The following is a 25,637-nucleotide window of genomic DNA, read 5'->3' on the forward strand; positions in this document are numbered from 1 at the left end:
GCTTGTAAAACCTCTCCTCTAAACATGTATGGATTAGGTGCCCGGAGATGGAATTAACTAGGGAAGGATGAGCCGTGGGTGAAGAAAGGATTAAATGGAATATTTAAAAACGTCCTAAGATGATTCGGAAGTTGCTTTCGGCTGTGGATTGTAAAGCATTTGAGCACGATCAATATCTATTGGCATACCTATAGGAATATCTAGGACCCTTGCGCGTACTAATAACGAAAAAATCGACTGGGTCTGATACATCATAAGGTTGTATCGGCCCAACCCCCAATCTCTCCCATAAAGTCACAAATTGCCCGGCCTTCGTAGGGGTGATTTTTGCGACACGGAATCTAATGAATTATGTCTTTGGAAGACCAACAATTTTCATCGCAAGAGCACTCTTCTAATAAGTCTCGATTTTCATCTTAGGTTACTAACGAATTTCGGATGGAGCTAAAAAATCAAAAATCGGAATATTTCTAAGTATCCCAAACGTAAGGGTCATAATCAACATTGCAACCATAATCCCATTGCTTATAAGCCGCATTTGCTTCTTTTGTGTAATGAAGTACATCGCATACAAAGGAACTAAAATAAACAGCAAAGGGTTATATCTAAATGCCTGGACAAAATCTAATTTCAACAGTGAAAGAACAGCCCTTGTTATTCCACATCCAGGACAATAAAACCCAGTTAACTCATGAAAAACACAAGGAATACCGATATTTGTCACGGGCAGCCATATTTTCAGGTAAAATAAACCACCTATGACAAATGAGCCACCCCATAATAGTTTGGGGCGGCTCTTTGGATTAAACTTAAACTTTAGCGAGTTTATTGACATCCGATTGAACCAAAGCATACGTTACGATACCTAGACCAAAGAGAGTAAGGATAATGTAAAGAACCGAATTATCCGATGCCTGATGGCCGCGTTGTCTTTGCGCTACTTCCATATGCTTACCTACCTGATAGGCCCAAATGAAACTCCATATACCGCATGTGACTAATGTTAGAAGGAAATGCTTTCCTCCCGTAAATTCGCTATCTCCGCTAACCTCGCCGACTTCATTAGTTAAAACAATAAACCAATAAATCGCATAGATGCCGCATGTGAGCAATGAATAAATAATTGCTAACGCGATATTTCTCTGTTGAACCATGACACACTCTCCTATTAATAATGAAAAATTTTACTATATAATCATAATAAATTTGGTGTATTTATACAAGATAATATTTTTTTGTAGGACTGATTTCGGGATCGAGTTCGAAATCAAAGTGATTGAAAGTAACAAGCTTGTTCGAGCGCCTGAAGAACGGATAATAAATCTTGCTCTAGCTCAGTACTCGTAATAATGCCTTCTTTATTCAGTTTCAGAGTGATGTGAGGAATGATCAAGGTGCCTTTTTCTACAATTTCAGCATTGATCATATTAAGTGTCAACAGAAGTGAAGCATGTGCTTTATCGCCACCCATTGGAGTGGGCGAGGCACTAATTACCGCGGTAGGTTTATTCATAAATTCAGTTGTAGACACGAGCCAATCCAAAGCGTTTTTCAAAACGCCAGGCACACCATTCCCATATTCCGGCGTACATATAAGCACACCATCTGCCTCCTTAAGCTGCGCTCTTAGCTCTCTCACGGAAGCGGGCCCATCATCAACATCGATGTCAGGATTAAAATGCGGAAGATCTCCCAACCCGCCATAAATGGTAAATTTCATGTTATCGGGGGCTAAGCCGATGATAGCATGCATTAATGCTGTATTTGAGGATTGTTGACGAAGGCTCCCCGAAATAGCCAAAAGTTTAATTTCTTTACTCATTTAATATCATCTCGCTTCTTCCGTGGATTAATGATGGGCGATTAGAATGGATATTGTCCATTCAAACACCTGATACTTCCTTTTTTTATACTTTTGAATGTAAAAGATCCAATCTAATAGGATGCTAAAAGCTCTTTGTCTGCGGAACGGACGATTTGCTTGGATGAAATACAGTCTAGGTTCAAATACGTCGTTTTGATGTAGATTAGATTGTATGAAATACAGTCAAATAATACCAACAAATGAAGCTTATGCTTTTCTCACTATTTGTCAACCGATGATTTCAGTTTAGAGCCGAATTTAATTTTTGTATACTGATTATTTGCGCGCAACTTTCTGTCTTTGGGTATTGAAAATTAATTTGCTGTGTCGAAGAAAAACAAATAGAGGCTTTCCCAAAAGTCATGAAAATAATGACTTTAGGAAAGCCCCTTTTTAAATAATCAATCCATCTTTCATCGTAATGATGTGATCTGCATAGGAGAGCATTTCTTCATCATGGGTTACGAGTAAGGTTGTAATGTTTAATGTTTTTGTCAAATCTCTGATGAGCGTCATCACATCTTTGGACTTTTTCGAGTCTAGACTTGCAGTAGGCTCATCCGCGAATAGTATTTTAGGCTTGTGGATGATTGCGCGGGCAATGGCAACCCGCTGTTTTTCCCCACCCGATAATGAAGCGGGGTAAGCATCTTTGCGATGAAACATCTCCACTGATTTGAGAATTTTATGAACTTCCGCTTTTTGTTCACGCTTAGTCAATTTTGTCTCTGACACATCCAGCATCAGCATGAGCTGATCTTCCACAGTAAGGAAAGGTACAAGATGAGACGATTGAAAAATAAATCCAAATTTATTGGCTCGTATTTTTCGAATCTCCTCCTGTGTCATTGCGGACATGTCTTTCCCTTCGAATAGCAATTTTCCATCCGATGCACGTTGAAGACCTGCCGCAATAGTTAAGAGTGTACTTTTACCAGATCCTGAAGGGCCTACGAGAGCTGTTATTTCTCCTTTTTGCAGTGTAAGGTTGATTCCGTTTAATACTTGCTCATCGACTTCGCCATTAGTAAATGTCTTTTTGACATCATTTATCGTAAAGGTTGTCATATTAGTTATCTCCTTGTTGAATGGCTTGCAGCGGCTCAACTTTTTTAATTTGAAGACCAGAAAGGGTTGCGCCGACAAATCCAATGACTAAGAATAGAATCGATAATTGAATGGTTGTCATAAGCGTTAGACTGAAAGGCATGCCTTCCGGTGCAATCATATTAAAGCCCTGACTTAATAAAATGGATAATACAAGTGCAATGATGGTAATGAAGAACATTTGAGACCACATCATCCGGAATAACGTACTTGTTTTTACACCGATAGCCTTCAAGATGCCGTATAGTCCGATTTTTTGAACATTCATCATATAGAAGAAGATCGCGAACAACATGCCGCTGATGGCGACTAAGAACCAAATAATCATATTAAGGGACATTTGTTCCGCGCTATAACTCGAGATGGTGTTGAGAAATTGATTATTTGAAAATGCTTGTAGCCCAGTGATAGACTGTGCTTGATCTTGTCCGGGTACGAAAACCAATTGCAAGTTATTCACACGGTAAATTTCTTTATAGTTATCCATATGAATATATGCGACAGGCGCATGGCTATATTTCTTTTGATCCACAAACCCGGCTACTTTGAATTCACCGTTAAACTGATTGTTCGTTAATACATCCCCTACTTGAATGCCATCCTCTTCTAGGGAACGATCTAATATAATTTCACCTGGTTTAACCTTCTCAAATAACTCGGAGTCGGTTGAAGTAACAAAAGCTACACTAAATTGTTTGTCTTCCGCATCATTAACAAACCCCATCTGAATGGAAAGTGCCGCTGCATCCTTGTGTTCTTGTAAGATTTTATCTTGTACAGCTGGATCTATTTTTGAAAGATTGTACTTTTCATCCGCATCGGCATTCATATAGAACTGACCGTCAGGTAGATCCTTTATTAGAGCAGCATTATCTTGAGATAGCCCATTCGCCAAACCCGAAATGATAAAGGTTAAAAAACTAACCAGAAAAATAATCGAGCCTAATATGATAAATTTCGCTTTACTCTTCTTGATTTCTTTCCATGCCATATTCATAACTGCGCCTCCGTTTCTTTGTTACAGACTTGAGTATATTCTCGAACTATGAACGGAGCGTGAATAGATAGTTACAAGTTCCGGGGTATATGCAAAAGATGGTTTTGACAACAGCCTGCAAATCACTCATAATTCTTCTAGTTCCAATATTGCTTTACTACTAAGATGATTGGAAACAAATAGAGTATGTCCTAGTCTTAGGCACTTATGTATTTAAGAAAGAAGGTTTATAAAATGCTTGTATGGCTCCGCAACAGACCATTTGTTATATTTACACTCATCCTCATTCTGAAAGGTTCACTAGCCTGGTTTGTTATCTTCGATGATGGTCCATCCCTAACAACATGGTTAACGGAAATTCCTATTTTATGGATTGTATTCTGCTTCATCGAATGGTTTGCGTCCAAACGCAAAGTTCTCTACTATATGTTCGTCAATTTGCTAGTGACGGTCATCTATTTTGCAGTTCTAATGTATTACAAATACTACGGAATTATCGCAACCTATCATGCGCTGAGTCAGGCTGATAAAGTAACTAAGGTTGGGGAGAGTACGTATTCGCTGCTCGATCCCTATTATTTGTTAATTTTTATTGATATTATCGTCTTCGGGGTGTTTATGTTCAGGCCCAAATCGGTCATTAAGTTCAAGAAGCTAGGCATGAAAAAAATAGATAGAAGAGTTCTCGTTGCTTCGTTTGCTCTTTCAATTGCTCTATGTGCTTTCAATATATGGCCTAACCATGCCAGCATGAACGAAAATAAGAAAGCTGAAGGGATGGGTATTCTAAGCTACGAGATCTATACGATCTTCAATGATACGACTCAGAAGAAGGAATTCGTTGATCGCAGCGAAATCACTCAAGAAGCTATAAACCAGCTTAAAGGAATCGAAAATCCTCCTGTGTCGGCTTATTGGGATGCGGAAAAAGGCAAAAATGTGATTATCATTCAGCTTGAATCGTTTCAGAACTTCTTGTTGGGACTAAATATTGAGGGGCAGGAGGTTACTCCGAACCTTAATAAGCTGGTGAAGGAAAATTTCTATTTCAACAATTTTTACACAATGGTTGGTCAAGGGACGACTTCTGATGCTGAGTTTGTTGTAAATACGTCGCTTTACGTACCGCAGCATGAACCTGCCATCAAAAATTATGTGAATAAAGCTCTCCCAAGTTTGCCTAAGCTGCTTGCGGCGAATGGCTATACGACAGCTACTTTTCATACGAATTCCGTAGAGTTCTGGAATCGTAAGGAGCTGTACAAAGCAATCGGGTTTGATCATTATTACGATCAAAGCTTCTTTGGGGACGATGATCATATCGCTTTTGGTGCTTCTGATGAAGTGCTTTATGCGAAGACAGCGGATAAGCTGGAACAGATGAATCAGGATAGCAAGCCGTTTTATGCTCAAGTTCTTTCCATGAGCTCTCATCACCCTTATAAAATGCCAGAATCCAAGTACCATATGAAGCTGCCTGAGCGATATGACAATACTTTGGTTGGTGACTATATACTTGCACAAAATTATACAGATTATGCTGTAGGGCTCTTTATTGATGATCTGAAGAAGCGGGGAATATGGGACGATAGCGTCATCCTGTTCTACGGCGACCATCAGGGATTGCCTCTTTATTCGCTTAGTGCGGATGAGAAAGTCTTGATGCAGGAGCTTCTAGGCAGAGAGTATGGGTATACCGATATGTTCAACATTCCTTTTATTATGTCTGCACCAGGAGTGTCTTATCCTACAGTGATAGATAAGGTTGGCGGTCAAGTCGACATCCTGCCAACAGTGGCGAATTTGATGGGCATATCGCTTAAAGATCAAATCCATTTTGGTGAAGATTTGCTTAACCAGAATACGAATGTTTTACCGATGCGGCATTTTCTTCCTACCGGTTCTTTTATAAATGACACCAACATGTATTTGCCAGGCATCGCTTATGAGGATGGAACGAATTATAAGTTGACTGATAATAGCACGAATACGGATGGATCGACTGAGAAGGAATACAACCATGCATTGAAGCTGTTAAATTTATCAGACAACTATGTCGAACAACTGCCGGATAAATAAGATGGGAACTCTAATTGTCATATTTAGTGGTATCGTTGCTCCGTTTCCAATATACTTGTAGAGGAGCTTCGAGGAATATGAGTATATACGAATGGAGAACATGAAACGATGTCTAATTTGCCAAATTGCCCGACATGTAATTCACAATACACGTACGAAAACGGGAGTCTTTTAGTTTGCCCAGAATGTGGTCATGAGTGGACTTTAGATTCAGAAACCGAAAATAGTGAAGATATACGGATTATTAAAGATTCAAACGGAAATGTTTTAAACGATGGTGATTCTATAACGGTAATCAAGGATCTTAAAGTAAAAGGAACTTCATCCGTTATAAAAATAGGTACAAAAGTAAAAAACATACGTTTAATTGATGGAGACCATGATATTGATTGCAAAATTGATGGTTTCGGAGCTATGAAATTAAAGTCCGAATTTGTTAAAAAGATATAAATACGGTTTAATAAAGTAAGTTGAGTATATATCGAAAGCCCTCTGAAATGGAGGGTTTTTTCGTATCTAAATACATTTAAGGGATGATGCATAGTGGCTAAATCGATTGTGGAAAAGCTGAATTTACATAAATACAATCAAGCAGCAATATTGAATGAGCCAGAGGGAACGGAATATTTTGCAGAGTTGACAGGTTATGATACTACGCTCAAGGCTGGTGCGTATGATCTTATATTTGCATTTGTGTTAGATATGGAGTCATTAAAGGAATTGGTTGATCGTGTGATTGAGCATCAGCATCTTCATAAAAATGGTTATCTCTTTGCAGCGTATCCTAAAAAGGGGAACAAAGTCTATCCGACATTTATTCATCGTGATGACCTGTTTGCAGGTCTAGGCAGTGATGAGGAGGGGTATATCGGGACAAGCACGGTTAAGTTTGCGCGTATGGTAGGACTGGATGATGTGTTTACAGTTGTCGGGTTTAAAGAGGATGCAGGGAGCAAAGGTCAGACTTCTTCAAAACCAAGCCAACAGGTAGACGATTATATTTCCTTGATCCCAAGTGTAGAACAGGATTTGGAGGATACTCCAGAGCTCCTTGCCTTATACCAAGCGCTTACTCCCGGTTATCGCAAAGATTGGGCACGTTATGTCTATAGCGCTAAACAAGAGGAAACAAAAGTGAAACGGCGAGAGGAAATGAAGATGATTCTTCAGGCGGGTTATAAGAGTCGTGATCTATACCGCAAAGATCAACCATCTGAATAGATAGGAAAAACAGCACCGTTCATGGGTAGAATGACGGTAGAGAATTAACTCCAAGCCGCTCATTGACTTGGAGTTTGTGCTTTTTCACGGAATGCACGGATGCTATAATGGCAGGTCTCGTTTGCGGAATAAAACAATGGCTAGACCGAATGTAACCAATCCTATAACGGATAGAATGAGGGAGGTTACAGCCATATTCGCGGTTCCGTTTACAATTTCAGCGGGCGTATACAAGGAGAAGATGGAGATATTTCGCATCCAATCGATCTTTTCGCTGAATTTACCCAACAGGTCTAAACTGAAGAACCCAAACGTAATCAATCCGGAAATGCTAAGTGCCTTCTTCTCGTCATTGGAAAGAGTGGAAACCAAGAAGGAGATGCCGCTGACAGCAAAGAAGAGCAAAAATGCCGCAGCATTCAACTGTATGAATGTAAGGGTATCAAATTCAAATTCATTTCCTAGAAACCATGCATTTCCGACAAGCCCGGCGATGGTCGTGATGGCCATAATAAGGAGTAGTCCGGTCGTTAAAACGGCAGCTTGCGTGAAAGCGACTTTCCCTCTTGTCGTTGGGGTGGACAATAAATAGGCCATGGACCCTTGATCAACCAATTTGGCCATTAGTTGAGTCGATACCTGAACGCATAAGATTGAAAGGATAAGGACTAAGATTAATCCGTAGTATTCTCCCGAGATAAATGCTTCGACACTGCCGAATCCGTTAAGACCGAAAGCTTTCCCAACACCTTCCGGCATCGATTGAACCAGCTCATCGATAGCCTTTGTGTTTTTGGCGAGACTGGGATATAACCAAAACATGAGAATGATATAAAATGCAGATCCGAAGGCATAGTTCATGAAGCTTTTTATGTTCACTTTCATCATTTGTTTAAATAAGGTGACATTCATTTCATCGTCTCCTTCCGATCATAGTAATTCATGAAAACATCCTCTAGGTTTTGGGTGAATATATCGATATTGCGCACCGTGTACTTTGCTGTTTCCTCCGTAAATTTATCGTAATTGCCTTGGACGGCAACTTTGACCCGATTACCCTCATGCGATTCAATTAGTAAACCGGAATTCAGGAATGATTGTGCATCAGCTTGGTTCGCGAAGGTGACTTCGAACAGCTTCCGCTGCATGGACTGCAGCTCATGGATGTCCTTAACGGCAACGATGACGCCTTCCTTGATAATCGCTGCACGGTCACAGGTTCTTTCAATTTCTGAAAAGCTGTGTGACGACATCAGAAACGTTTTTCCCTGCGCCTTCTCCTCCAATACAATATCAATAAACACCTTTTGCATAAGAGGGTCGAGACCAGATGTCGGTTCATCCAGTATGATTACATCGGGATCATGCATAAATGCGGCTACGATTCCAACCTTTTGCTTCATGCCTTTGGACATTTTCCGGATGGGGGTATGAACGTCGAACTGCAGACGGTCGATTAAGCGCGCGCGCTTGGAAAAGTCTTTTATCCCTTGCATATGAGCAATGAAATCCAAAAACGTCTTACCCGTCATTCCTTCGAAAAAAGATATTTCTCCTGGCAGGTACCCGACATAGGTTTGAAAATTCCCCTGTTCCTTCCACGTATCCAGTCCATTCACCTGAGCATATCCTTTATCCGGCTTCATAAACCCCATAATATGCCGGATCGTCGTAGATTTGCCCGCACCGTTCGGTCCTAGAAAGCCGAAAACTTCACCTTTCTTCACCGAAAATGACACATCGAAAATTCCTCTTCCATTTGAAAATGTCTTCGTCAAATGTTGAACCGTTAACATACTGGCACCTCCAGGAATAAAGAAATGAAATATTATTGCTAACATATTTCATATGTTATACTATACCTGACCTTCGGTATCGTCAATCATTTTATGAAATATATTTATGTTATAATTTCATAATTTATATAATAGTCTACGGAGTTAGGGTGATTAGTCATGAATGGCTTTGAGAAAAGGGCCAACCGGATTAAAGAGAAAATTATGAAAAGCACCTTGGATATGCTGCGGACCTCGGACCTCAAGAGTATTCGAATCGCCGATATTTCCAAGACAGCTAAAGTTTCACAGGTCACGATTTATAATTATTTCGGAAGCAAGGAGGCGCTGTTCCGTGAGGTGTTCAAGAACTACGTAGACAAAGCCATCCGTGATTTCGAGGAATATATGAATGAAGGGCATTCGTTAAAGGAAAAGATCGAGCATATCATCTTTTTGGAGAAAGAATCCTATCATGAATTCCCGCCTGGGCTTATTAAGGAACTACTAATTGAGGATCATGAGCTATCCCGTTATATAGAGGAGCAATATAAGGAAAAAACAATCCCTTTGACCATTCAAATTATTAAAGAAGGGAAAGACAGCGGCGAGATATCGGAGGACGTTTCCATCGAAAATGTCTTGGCCTTTATACAATTGTATATGAATCAGTATGAAACGATACTGGAAATGGCCCAGAAAAGCGGAGATATGGATAAATTCCTCGAAGGAATCGTTCATATGTTCTTTTATGGTGTTTGCGGGAAAAGGTAAAAATCCTAGTCTTTATATCAAGATCCTCTGTGTTCGAAACATATTTCATTTTTTATAATGGGGACTGGCATCGAAAGCGATGACTCTAGAAAGAGGGGGACATCTTCATGTTTAAGAAACAAGGTAAAAAAATGCTATCTTTTCTTTTAATTGCTTCACTAGGACTTCAATTGTTCTCGTTTGTTGTAATACCAGAAACCGCAAGTGCGGCTGTAATTACAAAGGGGAAATATGGGGAAGCTGGTGTAATCGGCTGGGACGGGGATACCGATGGTGTAACCGCGTTTATGGACGGCTCATATTATGTGCGAGACGGTAAAGATAAGAAGTATGGCTTTGGTATTTATAATAATCCGAGTACATTGAAGTGGGAAAACCATTCAGGTTATCTTCCGGCTCTTGTTACGGAATTTGAACGTGAAGGAGCACAAGTAAGCATTACCAATTTTGGTGATAAGGTCACTATCGCGAATGATCCAGCTGCTGCCTTGACTAATGTCAGTCAAGCCATTCAATATTTTAATGACGCGAAGGTGCCGGCACCTGCTGAGACTGGCGCATTCATCACTGTGGATGGACAAGCTGCACCAACCGTATTGAATCTTACAACTGAGGGCGACTTGGACTGGCTTCATATCGGCGGTGTTTTGGAATCGGATTGGAGCTATAAGAGAGATGTTGCCAATTCTATTCAATTTACACCTGTAAATCCAGTTAATATGTCTCAACAGAAAGATAATCAAATCAAAGTAAGCTGGATAGACGGCAAGCCTGTTCAAAGCGTAACAGATTCCACCTACGGAGCTACCTTCGTTGAAGCAGGGAATGGATGGGAAATGAAGGTTCCTGCGGGCAAGCAGGCTAAAGAGCTTACTATTTATACGGAATCGCTGAATGCAGACAGTATTTTGGAAGCGTATTTATCAGATCAGAGCGCACCTTTGGTACAGCAATCGATCCCTTCGGTTGGAACAAGCCAAAGTAAAGCGTATACGATTACATTTCAAGCAGCTTCTGATAACCAAGAGCTTATTGTTAAAATGGGTATTCAACCAACCTCGCAGCCAGGGGGGACTATTTCTTTGAATGCAGCCACGCTCTCGTTATACGAGAAGGGTGAGCAGCCTCCTAAGGCTGATGCATATATGGATTTAGAACTTCAAAATCCACCGCGAGTTCTGGATCTGACCCAGGAGGGCACATTGGATTGGATGCACTTAGGTGGAGCAAGCGGTGTAGGAGTAGCGACAGAGGTTAATCGCAAGAAGGATGTCCAAGAACAAATTGGCTATGAGCCAAAAGATCCAGCTATGATCAAACTGCAAAAAGATAATAAAGTGGAGGTAGGCTGGACGGATGGCAAACCACTGGAAAACACGTCCGACTCGCTGAACGGCGCAGTTTACGTGAACGCAGGAAATGGCTGGGAGATTACGGCTCCAGCAGGCAAACAAACAAAGGAGCTTCGTATATACACAGGTGCATGGAATGCAAGCAGTACATTAGAAGTGTATTTATCCGACAATAGCGTACCGTTGGTCACCGAGAAGCTGGAGGCAGCAGGAAGCGTAAATGGTAAGGTTCTATCCATCAAATTCCAAGCTGCATCAGATAATCAGAAGCTGACAGTGAAGATGAATATTGATAAAACAACCCATAAGAATGGCAATGTATATTTGAATGCAGTGACGCTTTCTGAAGGTAAAAGAAGTGAACTGCTAGATAGAATTGCTGAAGCGAAGGTTCAATTGAGAAGCGCGGTCGCAGGTGACCAGCCAGGTCAGTATCCGCAAGCTTCGATCGATGCGTTTAAGTTGGCTATTCAACGCGCCGAGGTAGCTGCAAGCCGTGACGGAAATGCGCAAGCGGAGTATGTAGCTGTATATAGTCGGGTGTCTATCCATAATCCAGGAACGCAGCCGATTCAATTAGACCCTGCGCCGACTGCCGGTCTAATTCCGTTAACGAACAATAGCAATGTCGTGGAGCCAGGTACTACGGTTCACCATGATTACGTTACAGCTGTTGATCGTTTTGGCCAAAGCTATCATTGGCCTCTTGAAGATGAACTGCTTCAATTAGGCAGTTATGATGAGCATTTCAGTCATATGAAGGACTATTGGGAGAGTAAGCTGAACAAGATTGTGAAGATTAATCAATTGCCGGATGAGCGATTAATCAACGCGTATAAGGCGGGTTACATTTACACACATATTATTAAAGATGGATATAAATTAAATGTCGGTGAAAATGGTTATGACAAAGTTTATGACCACGATACAATCGGGATTGTAGCTGCGCTATTCACGATGGGCGACTATGAGAATGCAAAAAATTTCTTAAGTATTCTGCCTGCACAGCTGCAATTCGATGATGCGAAGTGGAAGTATAGCTGGCCCTTTGCTATTTATTTATCAAAAACCGGGGACGTAGATTTCATTCGACAAAATTTTGAAGAGATAAAAATAAATACGCATAAAATTGAGTCTGATCGCATGGGGCCAGATGGCATTATAAAAGTGACTTACGCGATCGATTCGTGGGGAAATTGGGTTGTTGATGATATGTCGGCTCTAATGGGTTTGCTCTCTTACAAATACCTAGCTGAGCAATTGGGTGATACGAGTGAAGTGGCATGGGCTGAGACGCAATATGCCAGCTTGTTGAATGCTGTGAATACCCAGTTGGAAAAAACGATGAAGGACAACAACATTAATTACATTCCTTGCTCAATGGTGGAGCCTAACACAATGAACCGCTGTCAAGATCCGCGTGATGCAAACTGGGCTTCTATGTTCCTGTTCGGTCGCTGGCAGTGGGATGGTTATCTATTTAATGGCGAGCAAAACGGCGTCATTCTGGATCAAATCGATGAAACATACGATTACGGCTTTGATCGATTGAAGGATATCTATCCGAAATACAACTTTGGCGGGTATCCACACGGATGGTTCAGTTCTTCCTATAATGCCGGCTACGGAAGCGCGGCACTGAGAGGCGAGAAGCATCGCGATGTAGGTATTCGTGCATACCAGTTCATGATCGATCAAACGATGAGTGCTCCATTCGGTTGGTGGGAGGGCATTCATGCTCCATCTGATACGATTCCATGGGAAGGGACTCGTCCGTTAGGCGGCGGCGGATCGAGCCCGCATATGTGGGGACAATCCGTTGCTTCTAAAGTGCTGTTTGATTCTTTGATTTCTGAGAAAATTGACGGAACATTGATAATCGGTCGCGGAGTGCCGAGCGAATGGGCTGATGCTGGACAAGTCATCGATGTAAGTGACTATCCGATTGCGAATAACAAAAGATTTGGATTCCGCACAGAGTCCAAAGGCAACAAAATTACGCTTACCTTAAGCGGTGATCAACCAGATAACGAAATTCTATTTAACCTTCCATTATTTAAAAATAATATTGCTGCCGCATCTACTGGTGTGGTGGACCAAGAAAAAGGAGAAGTTAGACTGTCTCCATCGACGAAGTCTGTGACGGTTACGTTGAAGGATAAAAACGATACCGCAAAGCCGACCTGGCCCAATGGCATTGCTTCGGCAACTAACGTTACGAAAAACAGCCTGTCGTTGAACTGGACGCCGGCTGCGGACGATGTCGAGGTGCTGCAATATAAAGTTACTTGGGGCAATCAAAGCCGAATTATTCCAGGTAATGAAACGACGATGAATGTGACAGGGTTGAGTGCGGGTACCAGCTACAACTTCCGTGTAGAAGCAGGCGATGCTGGCGGAAATTGGAGTGAGGACGGCCCTAGTGTTTCCGTACAAACCTTGTCCGATAGCAGCACTGGCTCTAACGGTAATACCGGTGGAAATACAGGAGAAAACACCGGAGAAAACAATGGCGGGTCTACAACGACCGAGTTGAAGGATATCAAAAACCATTGGGCAGCATCAGTGATTGAAGAGGCGGCTCATCTGGGAATCGTTCGTGGTTATGGGGATGGTCATTTCTACCCTGACAAATCGGTGAAACGTGGAGAATTTGCCGTGATGCTGAGCAAAGCTTTGAAATTGGCTGACAGCACAGCACCGATACCATTTAAGGATGCTGGGAAAATTCCCGAGTGGGCGATGTCAGCCGTATCGGCCGCTGCAAACGCTGGCATGATTAACGGTTATGCAGATAATACTTTCCGCCCTTCTCATGAGATGAGTCGTGTAGAAATGGCTGTAATAGCAGTAAAGGCTTTAAACCTTCCAGTAGACCCTAAAGCTTCGTTAACCTTTGCGGATGCCAATGGAATACCGGTATGGGCACAGCCGTATGTCGCTGCTGCGACCAAAGCAGGTCTAATGAAGGGGAAAGGCAACAATCGCTTTGCTCCAAATGAAACGGCAACAAGAGCTGAAGCTGTAACCTTACTATTAACCATGAAACAGCATATGGAATCTTAGTTTACTTACACGAAAGCTCATTTTGTCAAAAAAATATCATGATTACGGAAAAGTGGTGGTGCAAGGGGTTACTCCTGCACCGCCGCTTTTTATTTTGGTCAATCCTCGCCTTTTAATTCCATTTAATTTCCAATTGAAAATAGACAAGTAAAAATCCTCGGTCTCTTGTAAATTTCTTCTGTTTTCGTCCGTTCTGTTGCCTCGTATGATGTATATACCTGTTCGGATATAAATGACGAATATATGTGGCAGTGAAACTTGAAGGAGGATATAGATATGAAGCATGGCAGAGAAGCAAATTTGAAAGCGAGTCGTTCGCTATCACAGACCTTGATGAGGTTAGCTTCTTCATCTAAATTTGTAGGATATTTATTCGTGGCACCCATTTTAATTCTTATGGGAATTTGGTTTTACTATCCTTTAATACGGTCTTTCGTATATAGCTTTCAGGATATTAGCTTCTTGAATCCGGATGCTGCGACTTTTATTGGATTGCAAAATTATACAGAGATGTTGAAGGATGACGATTTCTGGGGAGCACTGAAAAATTCCGCTATTCTAACGGCCATTGCTGTACCGCTGCAATCGATTATTGCATTACTCATTGCAGTTGGCCTGAATAAGATTACCCGTATGAAGACGGTGTTCCGCACGTTATTCTACCTTCCATACATTACATCGACCGTTGCAGTTACGACTGTATTTATGTATTTGTTTATGCAGCAGGATGGTATTGCAACGAAATTCTTTACCTTATTCGGAATGGAGGACGTATCCTGGTATGCCAGTACAAAATATGCGTTGCCATTCTTGATATTGATTACCATATGGACGTATGTAGGCTTCTATGTGGTGATATATTTGGGTGGATTACAGAACATTCCTTATGATATTTATGAATCCGGGATGGTAGATGGAGCCAATGCATGGCAGCGTCTCAGGTATATCACGATTCCGATGTTGAAGCCGACAACATTCCTTGTATTGACCTCGGGGTTGATTTATGCGATGCAGCTATTCGATCAGCCATACGCGCTTGCTCGCAATGGTTCGCTTGGAAGTCCTGCCGGAGCAACCAGTACCATTGTTATATATTTTTATAGCCAAGCGTTTAATTTCAATCGTGCTGGATATGGCAGTGCGGCGGCATTCATCATCTTTGCCATCATTATCCTTCTAACTGTCATCCAAAAACGCTTTTTAAAAGAGGAGGTGTAAATGATGAATCATCCAGGAAAAACATTTATCCGCTATTTGCTTTTGTCTCTATGCTCCTTGTTTTTCATCATTCCTTTTGGTTATGCCGTATACACATCATTGCTCAGTAAGAGTGATATCGGTCACTGGGTCGGCGTGTCCGAATTGACATTTGAGAGCTATAAGGAAATATTTTTGAATTCCGATATGACGATTTGGTATTTTAATTCCGTTGTTGTGACATTGGGTATTCTCATGGGAAATCTCATTATTAACACTATGGCAGCTTATTCTCTGTCCAGAGTAAAATATCCGGGTCGCGGACTTTTCTTTTTTATGATTATCGGCATGATGATGATTCCTTATCAAGTTACCATCATTCCAATCTACTCCATGATTGTGAAGATAGGATGGCTGAACAGCTATGAGGGCTTAATTATTCCGTTTATGTTCCAAGGGTTTCTTGTTTTTCTAATGCGTCAATTTATGATGAGTATTCCTAAGGAATTGGAAGAGGCTGCCGAAGTAGACGGATTGACTAAGATTGGCACCTTCTTCCGAATAATTCTCCCGCTCTCCAAAGGTGCAATAGGTACACAAATTATATTTAGCTTTACAGGAACGTGGAACTCGTTCGTATGGCCCGTTACGTTGGTAAATGACAGCCGATGGTATGTATTGACGGTCGGACTTAACACACTTAAAAATCGTTATTTCGAATGGCCTAATTTGACGATGACAGGGGTTGTACTGCTCACGCTGCCAATCATTGTTGTGTTCTTAATTTTCCAGCGACATCTTGTTCAAGGGATTGCTACGACAGGCTTGAAGGGCTAATTAATAAAATCACTGTTAAGGAGGTTAATTTGGTGTTGAAATATGATATGGGCGAAGCAGAGCTCAGCAATTGGGTTATCGCAGAGACATCATTCAATGTTAAGCATTTGGCTAAGTATGAAACTATTATGAGCTTGGGTAACGGATATATGGGAGTCAGGTCCTGTACAGAGGAGTCTTATCCGAAGGAAACTCGCAATTGTTTTATCGCGGGGACATTCAATAAATCGGATGCTTCGGAAGTTACAGAATTGCCTAATGTTGCAGATGTTACAGAACTGGGCATTTGGATTAATGGGGAAGTGTTTCATTTAGAAAAAGGGAGTTTGAAGCAGTATTCGCGTCAATTGAATCTCCGAATCGGCGAGCTAACCCGTCGTGTAACTTGGTGCAACGCTGCTGGGAATGCTTTTGAAATGGTTTTTCGCAGGTTCGTATCTTTGCACAATAAGCATTTGCTTGGCATGAGGGTTGAACTGACTCCTCTTACGGAGGCTGCTGAAATTTCTATACGTTCTGGAATTAACGGACAAGTTACCAACTCCGGAGCGCAGCATTTTGCTGAAGGAGATAAGCGCATCCATGATAAAAAAATTATTCAGTACGCAGCGACAACAACGGAGTCCAATATTCATGTCGTAACCCATTGTCAGCATCGATTCTTACTCGATGATATAGAAGTGGTCACAGAGCCACGTCTATCCATTGAGCGGAGAAAGGTATCTGTAGAGCACAGCTTCCGAGTTGAAGCCGGACAGACATTGATCATTGAGAAAATCGCGAATATGCATACATCATTGGATCTTGAACATGAACAACAGGATGAAGAAAAGTTATGCGAGATCTCTTTAGATGAATTGCGTCATGAGGCTATGAAAGGTTATGAGAGACTTCTTCAGGATAGCGCAGAGGCGTGGTCAAAGAAATGGGAAGCCATTGATATACAAATCGAGAGTAAGCAGAAGTTTGATCAATTAGCTATCCGATTCGCACATTATCATCTTGTTATGATGGCGCCGGCACATGATAACCGATTTGGCATCGCCGCGAAAGGCTTGACGGGCGAAGGGTATAAAGGGCATTCCTTCTGGGATACAGAGATTTTCATTCAGCCATACTTCTTATTCTCAGAGCCTGACACGGCTCGCAAGCTGGTTGAATATCGGTATCACACCTTGGATGGTGCTCGACGTAAAGCGAAGGAAAACGGATATCGCGGTGCGATGTATCCTTGGGAATCTGCCCTTACTGGAGACGAAGTGACGCCGGAATGGGGACCAGTTGATGTTGTAACCGGGACACCGACTAAAATCTGGACGGGCTTGATTGAGCAGCATATTACAAGCGACGTGGCTTATGGAGTGTGGCAGTATTACCTGGCAACAGGGGATCAGCACTTCATGGATATGAAAGGTTACGAAATCATTATGGAGACCGCTACCTTCTGGGCAAGCCGTCTAACCTGGGATGAGTCGCATGAACGTTACGAAATTCGGGGTGTCATTGGACCAGATGAATATAAAGAGCATATCGATAATAATGCCTTTACGAACTATATGGCGCATTGGAATTTGCAGACAGCCATCGCTTGCTATGAGGAACTACAACGTGATCGGTCGGATAAATGGGTACAATTGAATGTTCGATTGCATCTAGACGAGGCTTATGAAGAGTGGAAGCAGAAGGTAGAGCAAATCTATTTGCCCCAGCCGCGAGAAATAGATTTAGTTATTCCACAGGATGATACCTATCTAGAAAAGAAGATCATCGACTTAACGAAGTATCGCAATCAACAAGAGGTAGGCTTGATCTTAGAAGATTATAATATGGATCAAGTAAATGAAATTCAAGTATCTAAACAGGCGGATGTGATGGTGCTCTTCTACTTGCTTGAGCATTGCTTCTCCTATGATGTGAAGCAGGCCAATTGGAAGTATTACGAGCCGAAGATGCTCCACGATTCTTCACTCAGTATGACCACTCACAGCATTCTGGCTGCGGATTTAGAAGAATTGGACCTCGCGTACCAGTTATTTGAGCAGGCGGCACGAATTGATCTTGGGCAAAATATGAAGTCATCAGATCACGGTATTCACACGGCTTCCATCGGCGGGATATGGAAATGCATTGTATTTGGATTTGGAGGCGTGCGTGCAATCAATGGCCAGCTTCGAATCAATCCGCGGCTTCCGGAGGGATGGGAATCTCTTACTTATCCTCTATATTGGCACGGAGACCTGTTGAAGGTTCGTATCACGCATGAAGCTATTGAGGTTGTGAAAATAACGGATGTTCAATCATCTCTCAACCTATTGATCCAGGGAAACAAATATACATTGGGAAATACGAACGCTATTACCATTCCGTTAACTAAGAAGGTGAATTCCGATGAGCAGCTCAATTAAAGCTTTTATTTTTGATCTTGACGGTGTGATTGTTGATTCAGCAGAATATCATTATCAAGCTTGGGGACAGCTTGCCATGGAACTCGGAATCCCCTTTGATCGAACACACAATGAACGTCTGAAAGGGGTTAGCCGTATGGATTCCTTGGAGCTGATTCTGGAGAACTCCAAGGACCCTCATGCGTATACACCATCGGAGAAAATGATGCTTGCTGATCGTAAGAATGAGAACTATAAACAGCTTATTAAGCAGATTTCACCGAGTGATTTGCTTCCTGGCGTCGGGCAGCTATTGCAAGATTTACAAGAGGCGGATATACGTATTGGGCTAGCTTCCGCAAGCCACAATGCGCCGTTTATTGTGGAGCGGCTTCAAATTGAAAACTATATTGACGTTATTGTTGACCCAGGTACTTTAAGAAAAGGAAAGCCGGATCCGGAAATTTTCTTAACAGCGGCTTCTTTGCTTGGGGTTGTGCCGGAGAGTTGTATTGGAATTGAGGATGCCGAAGCAGGAGTTCAGGCGATCAAAAGTGCAGGGATGTTCGCTGTAGGAGTTGGGGACCCTGTTTCTATGCAGGCAGCAGATATGATTATCCAGATTGGCGAAGAGATGAGTTATTCTGCTATTGTCGATTATTATCATAATTTGTCGATATAAGTCTTTTAATATAAGGTGTTTATGCTATGATTGAAGCGGGATAATATCCTGTTTCAATCTTTTTAATAATGTACATCGAACGGTGGCGTGGATGCATGAGGCTAATGAGGTTTAAGGATCGAAGCATTAATCAGAAGCTATTCCTTACTTACGTATTATTAATCATTATTCCTCTTAGTTTGATCGGTTCCATCTCTTACTATTATTCTATCTCTTTTCTGGAAGATAGAATTGTGAAATCCTTCAAGGAACTGAATTACCAGATGGCCACAAGTACAGACACGTTCTTGAAGAGCATGCTTCGTGTCTCGGAAAGCACGTTCTATGATCATGAGCTCTTGGATATTTTGTCCAAAGATTATCAAACCTTTGATTACCCCATCTATGAGAAATCTGTTGATCTCAAATATATAAATGACGAATTCTTTCGTAAAATATTTCTATTTAATAGTGACATTGATTCTCTTGTTATTTATGCCAATAACAACGAATCGGCATATCGTAAAGGTTATCAAGTTATTTATAACTACGACTATAAGCCCTTTAATGAGCCTTGGTTTCAACAGATTGTGAGTAAACAGGGTCAGCCGATTGTCGTTGGGCTTCATCCAGAGAAGCAATTTAGCAGCAATAGCTCTGTGATGTCGGTCGGTCAAGTTATCGTTGATCCAACAACCAATGAGAAGCTTGGCACATTTATCGTTAATTTCAGGGATACTGCGCTTCAGAAATTGTATCAGGGATTGAACTCCGGACCCGAAGCGGAACAAATAATTGTGGATGAGAATAATACTATTTTGTTCAGTACCGTTAGCAGTGATATTGGTGTGAATATTCAAGATAAGGTAAGACCAGAAAATGCGGATTACTATGTCGTTCATAACACATCCGCAATCAGTGGTTGGAAATTCTATTCCATCATTCACAAGCAAGCGATGTTTCATGATGTCTACCTGATCCGAAATTTTATCGCGATAATTGTGGGAATTATTATTATTGCAGCTTTTTGTGTTGCGTATTTTATATCTCGGGGTATTACAAACCCGATTAAGCAATTAAGTCGAATGATGCGACGAGTCGAAAAGGGTGATTTTAATGTCCCTATCGATGTGAACAGCCAGGATGAAATTGGAATACTGAGCTATTCCTTTAATACGATGACCAAAGAAATTCAACAATTGATTGCAAGGATTAAGGAAGAGGAGCATCAGAAGCGCAGTGCGGAATTGAACGCATTACAAGCTCAAATCAATCCACATTTCCTCTATAATACATTAGCTGTAGTGAGGTGGATGTCTCAGGCTCAAATGGCTGATAATATCACAGAAACATTAGATTCACTGATTCATTTGTTAACTTTCTCAGCTCGAAATACGAAGGAATTCGTATCCATTGAAGAAGAAATGGCCTTTATTCAGCATTATGTGGCACTGCTAGAGCTTCGATACTACAACACGTTTGAAGTAACGTATGAAGTGGAAGAAGGGGTTCTACATTACCAGACGCTAAAGTTTATTATCCAGCCGTTTGTTGAGAATGCTATATTTCATGGCTTTACGGATGAAAGAAATACCTATCGGTTAAGTGTCGTCGCCCAGCGTTATGAGAAGGGGGTTCGATTTACGATTCAGGACAACGGTATTGGCATGAGTCAAGAACAGATCGAACACCTGTTGTATACGACAAAAGGGCAGGAGGGCATGAATTCTATCGGCGTGCGGAATGTAGCGGAACGTATTCAGCTTCACTTTGGCTCTCAATATGGTGTACAAATTAATACGTTATCAGGGGAGGGTACAACGATATTCATTGATATTCCTGTATTAATCAGTACAAAAGAGACATCCTAGGAGGCATGCTTTGATGAAAATCCTTATTGTAGATGACGAGTCTTTCATGAGAATGAGTTTGAAGACATCTCTTGATTGGGAGTCCTATGGTTTTCAAGTAATCGGGGAAGCTAATCACGGTGAGGATGCACTATTCAAAATAGCGGAGCTCAAACCAGATATTGTATTGCTTGATATCAAGATGCCTATTATGGATGGTCTGCAAGCATTGGAAAAATTGCAGGATTGGAATCACCCGCCGAAAGTCATCATGCTGAGCAGCTATAAGGAATTTGAATATGTGCGGGAAGGAATGCGCTTAGGCGCATTAGACTATATTCACAAGCCTAGCTTAAACGAGACCATCATGTTCGAAACATTACAGCGGGCGCGCGTGACCATTATGCGGGAAAGGAAGCAATCCCATGAGATGGAGAGTCTGCGACAAAACGTAGAACGCGTAAAGCCTAATATGAAAGCGTTATTTTTTAAGGAGTGGGCGGAAGGCGCTATAAGGCATACGTGGGAAATTGAGGACAAGATAAAAGAGTATGACATTCGTCTAATGCAGCCCAATCTCGTTTGTTTTGCTATGCAGATTGACCAGTTCTCTAAAGTGAAGAAGAGATACAAAGAGGATATGGAGTATTTACTCTACTTTTCTATTCAGAACATTTTAAATGAAATTTTGAGGAAGTTCGATGAAGTGGAGTTTTTTCAGCATCATAAAAACGGGTTTGTCATCCTTAAAACCTATTCCAGACTTCGAAGCGCACAGGAGATATACAGTGAACAATGGAATTTGATCAAGGCTGTACAAAATGCACTGCGTAAATTCATGAATATTAATGTCAGCTTTGGAGTGAGTGCTCTTCATATCAACTTACAGGATGTACCGATCGCATTGAAAGAGGCCGAGAAGGTGCTTGAAAATAATTTCTATGAACACGAATCGGGTGTAAGTTTCTTTCAACAGCAAAATGCTGAACCCAAACAGGAAGATGTTATGAAGAAGCAGGATATGGAGAAGCTTCAGCACATCAAGCAGGAAATCGAGAATGAACAGTGGGATGGCATGACTACATCACTCGAAAGGTTGTTTAAGGAACTCCGCCAGAATCGGCAAATGTCGAGACATGATATGCTCAGAATCGCAACCTATCTCCATTATGCGTTCAGTAGTTCATATGAAGATGAAGATGGTCATTCTTTGTCTGAATTTCCTACAATTGAAGAGCTGGTCGAGGCGGAAACTCATCAGCAAATTTATGAGCTTTTGGTACAGGAAGCAGAGCTTGTTCAGCATAAGAAAAATCTGAATGTCGCTTCTCAGAAAATGAATCATAAAATTAGACGGGTCATTGAATACATTCATAAGCACTATGATCAGGACTTAAATTTGGAGGAATTATCTAATTATGTGGGGTTGAACAGCTCCTATTTGAGCCGGTTGTTTAAAGAACAGACGGGAATGGTACTGGTTCAGTATATTAATCAATATCGTGTGAATAAATCATTGGATATGTTGTTGAACAGCACATTGAAAACCTATGAAATTGCGGAGAAGGTTGGTTTTAAAAGTACGGATAACTTTTATATCGCATTTAAAAAACGGATTGGCTATCCGCCGAATGAAGTTCGCAAAAACCCGGATTTAATCAACGGACTACAGATCATGTAAAAATATTCAGGTTCATGTAAAGATCTTCTGTTTTGTGAAGATGCTTAACTCTTTATGATGAAAGTACGTCGAACAACGTTGGCGAATAGAATCAAAAGGGGATAAACAGATGAAAAAAGCAATGACACTTATACTATGCAGTATCATGCTCGTGGGTCTGTTAGCAGCTTGCGGGTCTAAAACTACAGACAATTCTGCAAATGAAGGAACGAACAAAACAACTGAGAAACCAGCTGGTTCTGTTGAAGTGACTATGGCCTATTGGGCTAACGCTGCTGAGCAGAAAAATTTTGAATTTATGGTTAAGGGTATTGAAGAGAAATACCCAGAGGTTAAGGTTAAGCTGCAGCAATATCCAACAAGTGATGAATTTTGGAAAGCTGTACCGGCAGCAATTGCTGCGGGTGTAGGTCCTGACATTATCGCAATGTCTGATGAAGGCAACTATGAGTATATTGCAAAGGGTGTTCTTGAGCCTTTAGATGAGCTTATTACCACAGTTGGATTCGATAAAAGCAGAATTACAGCTTCGTTATACAAAGGCTGGACAGATAACGATAAATTATATGGTATTCCTTATGACTCCTCTACTTCTATGCTTGCTATCAATAAAGCTATGTTCGATAAATCCGGTATTACGAAATATCCTGAGACAATGGATGAATTGCTAGCTTTAGCGAAAGCGATGACAAAAGATGGCGTTAAAGGTATTGTAGGCAGCATCGATCCATTCCATATCACGCAATATGTTCACGCTTTTGGCGGAGGCTGGAATTTTGGCAAGACGATTAATTCCGCAGAGAACATTCAAGGACTTCAGTTCTTTGTAGATATGTTCTTGCAATCTAAGGCTGCCATTGCACCAATCGAAATCGGCGCACCTTGGGACGGCGAAGTATTCTCGAAAGAAAAAGGAGCTATGTCAACAGCGGGTCCTTGGTATGTAGGTTATTTGAAAGAAGCAAATCCAGAGTTGGAATTAGTTGCATTGCCTATGCCTAAAGGTACTGTAGACGCACAAAGCGCATACTCACATGGGTTATCAATTCTTCAAGGAAGTAAAAATAAAGAAGCGGCAATGAAAGTAATTGCTTACGCATTGCGCGATGAAGCGCAATTAGATGCTATTGAAACGGTAGGATATTCACCTGCTGTATCTGCACTGCTTCCGAAATATTTGGAGAAATACCCTGAATTGAAGCCGGTATTCACGAATATGGAAAAATCGGGTATGCCTTTTGCATATCCAGAACAGACAAAAGCATTTCATGCGGATCTATTAAAAGGCGTTGAAGAAATTATCTTCAAAGGCGGCAAGCTGCCTGTCAAAGAATTGCTTGATGAACTACAAGAAAAGTATGGACAAAAGTAAAAGATTTTATGATTTCACTAAGGCAACAAAAAAGGCTGAATAAAAAGACGATCATTATTTCAATTGTTGGAATAATGGTCGTCTTTTTATTCAAAAAATGAGAAATCCACGCTTTGATGGCCCACCTCCGCCTAGGCACAGCACCATTTTTGATGAAGATTGCCATGAGCGCCTAGCAGGTCTCCATATCTGTTCTTTCCGCTGAAATAATTAAGAACATAGGTCTTCTATTCTCATCTTGCATCATGGAATCACTCTTCAGCATTTCATCTGAAGGAATCGGTTCCTTCACGGCTTTAATTGCAAACCCAGCATCAATTAAGTCATTCATGTAGGTTGAGATTGTACGATGGTATTTGATTACGTTATCTGCTAAAAATGATGTTTTTCGTAATCCCTCTGATTGATAATGATCTACTGGCCAATGCAGGCGGTTTCCTTGATCATCAAGATACCAATCTTGTTCATTTCGTGAAGTGAATATAGGATGTTCAACTGAAAAGATGAGAGAACCTCCGGGCTTTAGACAATCATGTATCTTTTTGAAGATGACTTCAACTGATTCGAGATAGTGGAAAGCCAGGGAGCTGATAACCACATCAAATTGTGAATTTGGAAATTCGATGTCCTCAATCGGCATTTGAATATATGAAATGGCAGGGTCATCTGTTAGTTCACGAGCCTTTTGAAGCATATTTTCAGAAATATCTACACCTACCACTGAACTTGCTTGCTGCTCACGAGAAAAACGGCAATGCCATCCGAAACCGCACCCCAAATCAAGCACATTTTTATTTCGCAGCTTTGGCAGCAATGATTGGAATACATGCCATTCTCCCGCGCCTTCCAGTCCTTTGATTGAACGTGTCATTTGTTTATATGCAGAAAAGAAAGTTGAATCATCATATTTGTTTTGTTTCATCAGCTATATATCTCCTTTACCTGAAACGTTCTACAATGGTTTCTTGGAATAAAATACTTTGGAGTGAAGCACATCCAGCGCACGGTGGATCTCTTCCAGATCCTCTTCAGAGGTATCCTTTAAATGCTGCAGGAAGCGGGACTCTATGAGGGTGAAGGCTTTGTTCATCATGGCTTCCCCTTCACTGGTTAACCGGAAATATTGCTTTCGTCGGTCCTCGGAATCGGTATATTTTTCACATAGATTTTTTTCGATCAGCTTTTTTAGTTCGCGACTTGTGTTAGGCATGGACATATGCTGACAATCACTAATTTGGCTGAGGGTAACAGGCGGACTGACGGCTAAATATTCAACAATACTATATTGAACGGGAGTAATGTTATCGGGTTTAACATCCTTCGTCATTTCATGCGTCATTTCATGAACAGCTGTAGTAAAGGTCACAAATTTCTGGAAAAAAGCTTTTTTGTCCATGGGAATCACCTCTACTAACACGAT

General features: G+C 41.3%; 22 protein-coding genes. 12 read left to right on the forward strand and 10 right to left on the reverse strand.

The annotated features are described in order from the left end of the window. Positions 1 to 169 precede the first annotated feature (169 nt). From AC0YN7_RS10645 to AC0YN7_RS10670, 6 genes are all read right to left on the reverse strand, one after another. Positions 170 to 346, reverse strand: a complete 177-nt coding sequence (locus tag AC0YN7_RS10645; protein WP_475810127.1) for a MepB family protein — start codon at positions 344 to 346, stop codon at positions 170 to 172. Positions 347 to 424: 78 nt separating this feature from the next. Further along, positions 425 to 853, reverse strand: coding sequence for a DUF2752 domain-containing protein (locus tag AC0YN7_RS10650; protein ID WP_475809961.1), 429 nt, complete (start codon positions 851 to 853; stop codon positions 425 to 427). After that, positions 810 to 1,154, reverse strand: a complete 345-nt coding sequence (locus AC0YN7_RS10655; protein WP_475809962.1) for a DUF4234 domain-containing protein — start codon at positions 1,152 to 1,154, stop codon at positions 810 to 812. The genes AC0YN7_RS10650 and AC0YN7_RS10655 overlap by 44 nt, the downstream gene beginning before the upstream one ends. Positions 1,155 to 1,267: 113 nt before the next feature. Beyond that, positions 1,268 to 1,822: an NADPH-dependent FMN reductase gene (locus AC0YN7_RS10660; RefSeq protein ID WP_475809963.1), complete on the reverse strand. Its 555-nt coding sequence runs from the start codon at positions 1,820 to 1,822 to the stop codon at positions 1,268 to 1,270. A gap of 435 nt (positions 1,823 to 2,257) precedes the next feature. Continuing rightward, on the reverse strand, positions 2,258 to 2,932 hold the full coding sequence (locus AC0YN7_RS10665; protein WP_475809964.1) for an ABC transporter ATP-binding protein: 675 nt from the start codon (positions 2,930 to 2,932) through the stop codon (positions 2,258 to 2,260). Position 2,933: 1 nt separating this feature from the next. Next, entirely contained in the window at positions 2,934 to 3,968 is a 1,035-nt protein-coding gene (locus AC0YN7_RS10670) for an ABC transporter permease (RefSeq protein WP_475809965.1), read from the reverse strand. 234 nt (positions 3,969 to 4,202) lie between these two features. On the opposite strand from AC0YN7_RS10670, the gene AC0YN7_RS10675 reads away from it, so the two are divergent. From AC0YN7_RS10675 to AC0YN7_RS10685, 3 genes are all read left to right on the forward strand, one after another. Continuing rightward, entirely contained in the window at positions 4,203 to 6,047 is a 1,845-nt protein-coding gene (locus AC0YN7_RS10675; RefSeq protein ID WP_475809966.1) for an LTA synthase family protein, read from the forward strand. Positions 6,048 to 6,155: 108 nt separating this feature from the next. Continuing rightward, entirely contained in the window at positions 6,156 to 6,497 is a 342-nt protein-coding gene (locus tag AC0YN7_RS10680; protein WP_475809967.1) for a zinc ribbon domain-containing protein YjdM, read from the forward strand. Between the two features lie 93 nt (positions 6,498 to 6,590). Continuing rightward, positions 6,591 to 7,268, forward strand: coding sequence for a YdeI/OmpD-associated family protein (locus tag AC0YN7_RS10685; RefSeq protein WP_475809968.1), 678 nt, complete (start codon positions 6,591 to 6,593; stop codon positions 7,266 to 7,268). 102 nt (positions 7,269 to 7,370) lie between these two features. Here the strand turns inward: AC0YN7_RS10685 and AC0YN7_RS10690 are convergent, their stop codons facing one another. Both AC0YN7_RS10690 and AC0YN7_RS10695 read right to left on the reverse strand, forming a co-directional pair. After that, complete coding sequence (locus tag AC0YN7_RS10690) at positions 7,371 to 8,180, reverse strand: ABC transporter permease subunit (RefSeq protein WP_475809969.1); 810 nt, start codon at positions 8,178 to 8,180, stop codon at positions 7,371 to 7,373. Beyond that, positions 8,177 to 9,064: an ABC transporter ATP-binding protein gene (locus tag AC0YN7_RS10695; RefSeq protein ID WP_475809970.1), complete on the reverse strand. Its 888-nt coding sequence runs from the start codon at positions 9,062 to 9,064 to the stop codon at positions 8,177 to 8,179. The genes AC0YN7_RS10690 and AC0YN7_RS10695 overlap by 4 nt, the downstream gene beginning before the upstream one ends. A gap of 159 nt (positions 9,065 to 9,223) precedes the next feature. Between AC0YN7_RS10695 and AC0YN7_RS10700 the strand changes: the two genes are divergently transcribed. The 9 genes from AC0YN7_RS10700 to AC0YN7_RS10740 all read left to right on the forward strand — a co-directional run bounded on the left by AC0YN7_RS10700 (position 9,224) and on the right by AC0YN7_RS10740 (position 24,217). Next, positions 9,224 to 9,817: a TetR/AcrR family transcriptional regulator gene (locus AC0YN7_RS10700; protein ID WP_475809971.1), complete on the forward strand. Its 594-nt coding sequence runs from the start codon at positions 9,224 to 9,226 to the stop codon at positions 9,815 to 9,817. Between the two features lie 107 nt (positions 9,818 to 9,924). Next, complete coding sequence (locus AC0YN7_RS10705; RefSeq protein ID WP_475809972.1) at positions 9,925 to 14,235, forward strand: S-layer homology domain-containing protein; 4,311 nt, start codon at positions 9,925 to 9,927, stop codon at positions 14,233 to 14,235. A gap of 276 nt (positions 14,236 to 14,511) precedes the next feature. Continuing rightward, positions 14,512 to 15,453 carry a carbohydrate ABC transporter permease gene (locus AC0YN7_RS10710; RefSeq protein WP_475809973.1) on the forward strand — a complete coding sequence of 314 codons (942 nt, stop codon included), beginning with the start codon at positions 14,512 to 14,514 and terminating at the stop codon, positions 15,451 to 15,453. Continuing rightward, positions 15,454 to 16,269: a carbohydrate ABC transporter permease gene (locus tag AC0YN7_RS10715; protein ID WP_475809974.1), complete on the forward strand. Its 816-nt coding sequence runs from the start codon at positions 15,454 to 15,456 to the stop codon at positions 16,267 to 16,269. Positions 16,270 to 16,301: 32 nt separating this feature from the next. Next, positions 16,302 to 18,674, forward strand: coding sequence for a glycoside hydrolase family 65 protein (locus AC0YN7_RS10720; protein ID WP_475809975.1), 2,373 nt, complete (start codon positions 16,302 to 16,304; stop codon positions 18,672 to 18,674). Next, a complete protein-coding gene (gene pgmB, locus AC0YN7_RS10725) occupies positions 18,658 to 19,335 on the forward strand; it encodes a beta-phosphoglucomutase (protein ID WP_475809976.1) in 678 nt (225 codons plus the stop codon). The genes AC0YN7_RS10720 and pgmB overlap by 17 nt, the downstream gene beginning before the upstream one ends. Positions 19,336 to 19,430: 95 nt before the next feature. Then, the gene (locus tag AC0YN7_RS10730) at positions 19,431 to 21,185 is read left to right on the forward strand and encodes a sensor histidine kinase (RefSeq protein ID WP_475809977.1); all 1,755 of its coding nucleotides are present in this window, start codon (positions 19,431 to 19,433) and stop codon (positions 21,183 to 21,185) included. A gap of 13 nt (positions 21,186 to 21,198) precedes the next feature. Further along, complete coding sequence (locus AC0YN7_RS10735) at positions 21,199 to 22,845, forward strand: response regulator (RefSeq protein ID WP_475809978.1); 1,647 nt, start codon at positions 21,199 to 21,201, stop codon at positions 22,843 to 22,845. Positions 22,846 to 22,954: 109 nt separating this feature from the next. Beyond that, on the forward strand, positions 22,955 to 24,217 hold the full coding sequence (locus AC0YN7_RS10740; RefSeq protein WP_475809979.1) for an ABC transporter substrate-binding protein: 1,263 nt from the start codon (positions 22,955 to 22,957) through the stop codon (positions 24,215 to 24,217). Between the two features lie 172 nt (positions 24,218 to 24,389). Here the strand turns inward: AC0YN7_RS10740 and AC0YN7_RS10745 are convergent, their stop codons facing one another. Then, positions 24,390 to 25,139 carry a class I SAM-dependent methyltransferase gene (locus AC0YN7_RS10745; RefSeq protein ID WP_475809980.1) on the reverse strand — a complete coding sequence of 250 codons (750 nt, stop codon included), beginning with the start codon at positions 25,137 to 25,139 and terminating at the stop codon, positions 24,390 to 24,392. A gap of 30 nt (positions 25,140 to 25,169) precedes the next feature. Then, positions 25,170 to 25,613 carry a MarR family winged helix-turn-helix transcriptional regulator gene (locus AC0YN7_RS10750; RefSeq protein WP_475809981.1) on the reverse strand — a complete coding sequence of 148 codons (444 nt, stop codon included), beginning with the start codon at positions 25,611 to 25,613 and terminating at the stop codon, positions 25,170 to 25,172. Positions 25,614 to 25,637 lie beyond the last annotated feature (24 nt).

The organism is Paenibacillus sp. J31R122 (genome assembly GCF_056269185.1).

What these genes read in the sequence shown, in the direction of transcription:
- AC0YN7_RS10690 (WP_475809969.1), bottom strand. Translation starts at nt 8,180, where the DNA reads ATGAATGTCACCTTATTTAAACAAATGATGAAAGTGAACATAAAAAGC.
- AC0YN7_RS10740 (WP_475809979.1), top strand. Translation starts at nt 22,955, where the DNA reads ATGAAAAAAGCAATGACACTTATACTATGCAGTATCATGCTCGTGGGT.
- AC0YN7_RS10735 (WP_475809978.1), top strand. Translation starts at nt 21,199, where the DNA reads ATGAAAATCCTTATTGTAGATGACGAGTCTTTCATGAGAATGAGTTTG.
- AC0YN7_RS10700 (WP_475809971.1), top strand. Translation starts at nt 9,224, where the DNA reads ATGAATGGCTTTGAGAAAAGGGCCAACCGGATTAAAGAGAAAATTATG.
- AC0YN7_RS10705 (WP_475809972.1), top strand. Translation starts at nt 9,925, where the DNA reads ATGTTTAAGAAACAAGGTAAAAAAATGCTATCTTTTCTTTTAATTGCT.
- AC0YN7_RS10680 (WP_475809967.1), top strand. Translation starts at nt 6,156, where the DNA reads ATGTCTAATTTGCCAAATTGCCCGACATGTAATTCACAATACACGTAC.
- pgmB (WP_475809976.1), top strand. Translation starts at nt 18,658, where the DNA reads ATGAGCAGCTCAATTAAAGCTTTTATTTTTGATCTTGACGGTGTGATT.
- AC0YN7_RS10670 (WP_475809965.1), bottom strand. Translation starts at nt 3,968, where the DNA reads ATGAATATGGCATGGAAAGAAATCAAGAAGAGTAAAGCGAAATTTATC.
- AC0YN7_RS10730 (WP_475809977.1), top strand. Translation starts at nt 19,431, where the DNA reads ATGAGGCTAATGAGGTTTAAGGATCGAAGCATTAATCAGAAGCTATTC.
- AC0YN7_RS10655 (WP_475809962.1), bottom strand. Translation starts at nt 1,154, where the DNA reads ATGGTTCAACAGAGAAATATCGCGTTAGCAATTATTTATTCATTGCTC.
- AC0YN7_RS10650 (WP_475809961.1), bottom strand. Translation starts at nt 853, where the DNA reads ATGCTTTGGTTCAATCGGATGTCAATAAACTCGCTAAAGTTTAAGTTT.
- AC0YN7_RS10745 (WP_475809980.1), bottom strand. Translation starts at nt 25,139, where the DNA reads ATGAAACAAAACAAATATGATGATTCAACTTTCTTTTCTGCATATAAA.
- AC0YN7_RS10660 (WP_475809963.1), bottom strand. Translation starts at nt 1,822, where the DNA reads ATGAGTAAAGAAATTAAACTTTTGGCTATTTCGGGGAGCCTTCGTCAA.
- AC0YN7_RS10665 (WP_475809964.1), bottom strand. Translation starts at nt 2,932, where the DNA reads ATGACAACCTTTACGATAAATGATGTCAAAAAGACATTTACTAATGGC.
- AC0YN7_RS10750 (WP_475809981.1), bottom strand. Translation starts at nt 25,613, where the DNA reads ATGGACAAAAAAGCTTTTTTCCAGAAATTTGTGACCTTTACTACAGCT.
- AC0YN7_RS10710 (WP_475809973.1), top strand. Translation starts at nt 14,512, where the DNA reads ATGAAGCATGGCAGAGAAGCAAATTTGAAAGCGAGTCGTTCGCTATCA.
- AC0YN7_RS10675 (WP_475809966.1), top strand. Translation starts at nt 4,203, where the DNA reads ATGCTTGTATGGCTCCGCAACAGACCATTTGTTATATTTACACTCATC.
- AC0YN7_RS10695 (WP_475809970.1), bottom strand. Translation starts at nt 9,064, where the DNA reads ATGTTAACGGTTCAACATTTGACGAAGACATTTTCAAATGGAAGAGGA.
- AC0YN7_RS10715 (WP_475809974.1), top strand. Translation starts at nt 15,454, where the DNA reads ATGATGAATCATCCAGGAAAAACATTTATCCGCTATTTGCTTTTGTCT.